3 protein-coding genes are annotated in these 2,057 nt (G+C 68.4%); all 3 read right to left on the reverse strand.

Annotation, left to right across the window (positions count from 1 at the left end; translation table 11 throughout):
* Positions 1-125: 125 nt before the first annotated feature.
* Complete coding sequence (gene rplA, locus FPZ47_RS27270; RefSeq protein WP_144957354.1) at positions 126-833, reverse strand: 50S ribosomal protein L1; 708 nt, start codon at positions 831-833, stop codon at positions 126-128.
* A 71-nt stretch (positions 834-904) separates the two neighbouring features.
* Positions 905-1,333 carry a 50S ribosomal protein L11 gene (gene rplK / locus FPZ47_RS27275; protein ID WP_144957357.1) on the reverse strand — a complete coding sequence of 143 codons (429 nt, stop codon included), beginning with the start codon at positions 1,331-1,333 and terminating at the stop codon, positions 905-907.
* Positions 1,334-1,377: 44 nt separating this feature from the next.
* On the reverse strand, positions 1,378-2,057 hold a 680-nt coding region (gene nusG / locus FPZ47_RS27280; RefSeq protein ID WP_145039766.1), incomplete at its 5' end, for a transcription termination/antitermination protein NusG.

Below are 2,057 nucleotides of genomic sequence, written 5' to 3' on the forward strand. Positions count from 1 at the left end.
CCCCACCGCCCCCCCCCGCGCGCCCCCCCCCCCCCCCTCCGGGGGGGCGCCGCCGCGGCCCCCCCCCCCAACCCCCCCCCCCGCGGGGGGGGGGGGGGGCTTTTGCGACTGCTCGCGCAGGAAACTCAGGCCTCGGCGAAGTTGCGGGTGATCGACGGGTCGACGGGGATGCCCGGGCCGGTCGTCGTCGAGACGGTGATCTTCTTCAGGTACCGGCCCTTGGACGCGGACGGCTTGAGTCGCAGCACCTCGTCGAGAGCCGCCCCGTAGTTCTCGGCGAGGCTCTTCTCGTCGAACGACGCCTTGCCGATGACGAAGTGCAGGTTGGCCTGCTTGTCCACCCGGAAGTTGATCTTGCCGCCCTTGATGTCGGCGACCGCCTTGGCGACGTCGGGGGTGACGGTGCCCGTCTTGGGGTTCGGCATCAGGCCGCGCGGGCCCAGCACCCGGGCGATGCGGCCGACCTTGGCCATCTGGTCCGGCGTCGCGATCGCGGCGTCGAATTCCAGCCAGCCGCCCTGGATCTTCTCGATCAGGTCGTCGCTGCCGACGACGTCGGCCCCGGCGGCCTGCGCCTGTTCGGCTTTCTCACCGACCGCGAACACCGCGACCCGGGCGGTCTTGCCGGTGCCGTGCGGCAGGTTGACGGTGCCGCGGACCATCTGGTCGGCCTTGCGTGGGTCGACGCCGAGCCGGATCGCGACCTCGACGGTCGCGTCCTGCTTGCTCGACGACGTCTCCTTCGCGAGCTTGGCGGCCTCCAGCGGGCTGTACAGGTTGTCGCGGTCCACCTTCTCCGCGGCGGCGCGATATGCCTTGCTGTTCTTGCTCATCAGATATCCAATCTCGTGGTTGGTTGTGGTTTTCACGCGGGCCGAAGCTGGCCCTCCCACGGGCAGTCCCGCTATTCGACGGTGATGCCCATCGACCGAGCGGTGCCGGCGATGATCTTGGCGGCCGCGTCGATGTCGTTGGCGTTGAGGTCGGTCTTCTTGGTCTCGGCGATCTCGCGGACCTGGTCCCAGCTGACCTTGGCGACCTTGGTCTTGTGCGGCTCCGCCGAGCCCTTGCCCACGCCGGCGGCCTTGAGCAGCAGCTTGGCGGCGGGCGGCGTCTTGAGCGCGAAGGTGAAGCTGCGGTCCTCGTAGACGGTGATCTCCACGGGGATGACCTGGCCGCGCTGGTTTTCCGTGGCCGCGTTGTAGGCCTTGCAGAACTCCATGATGTTGACGCCGTGCTGGCCGAGTGCCGGCCCGACCGGCGGGGCCGGGTTCGCCTGCCCGGCCTGGATCTGCAGCTTGATCAGCCCGGCGACTTTCTTCTTCGGGGCCATGAGATGTGGGTGTTCCTTCCTGGGTTGTGCAGCCGGTGCGCCGGCTAGATCTTGGAGACTTGGCCGAACGCCAATTCCACCGGCGTTTCCCGGCCGAAGATCGACACCAGCACCTTGAGCTTCTGCTGTTCGGCGTTGACCTCGTTGATCGTGGCCGGCAACGTGGCAAACGGCCCGTCCATGACCGTCACCGATTCGCCGACCTCGTAGTCGACCTCGACGACCGGACGTTCCAGACCACCGGTCGCGGCGACGGCGGCGGTACTGGCCGCACCCTTGGCGGGCTTCTTCGCCGCCCCGCGCGGCAACAGGAACTTCACGACATCGTCGAGGGTGAGAGCCGACGGGCGCGAGGTCGCGCCGACGAACCCGGTCACCCCGGGGGTGTTGCGCACCGCGGCCCACGAGTCGTCGGTCAGATCCATGCGCACCAGGATGTAGCCGGGCAGCACCTTGCGGTTGACCTGCTTGCGCTGGCCGTTCTTGATCTCGGTGACCTCTTCGGTGGGAACCTCCACCTGGAAGATGTAGTCGCCGACGTCGAGGTTCTGCACCCTGGTTTCCAGGTTGGCTTTGACCTTGTTCTCGTATCCGGCATAGGAGTGGATGACGTACCAGTCACCGGGCTTGCTGCGCAATTCCGCCTTGAGCGCGGTGGCGGGGTCGACCTCTTCGGCCGGCTCCGGCTCGGCATCGGGCGCGGGGGGTTCGGTGGCGTCGGGGG

The organism is Mycobacterium helveticum, from assembly GCF_007714205.1.
Lineage (GTDB): Bacteria > Actinomycetota > Actinomycetes > Mycobacteriales > Mycobacteriaceae > Mycobacterium > Mycobacterium helveticum.

Excerpts from the sequence above, each read along its gene's own strand:
- rplA (WP_144957354.1), bottom strand. The coding sequence starts at position 833 with ATGAGCAAGAACAGCAAGGCATATCGCGCCGCCGCGGAGAAGGTGGAC.
- rplK (WP_144957357.1), bottom strand. The coding sequence starts at position 1,333 with ATGGCCCCGAAGAAGAAAGTCGCCGGGCTGATCAAGCTGCAGATCCAG.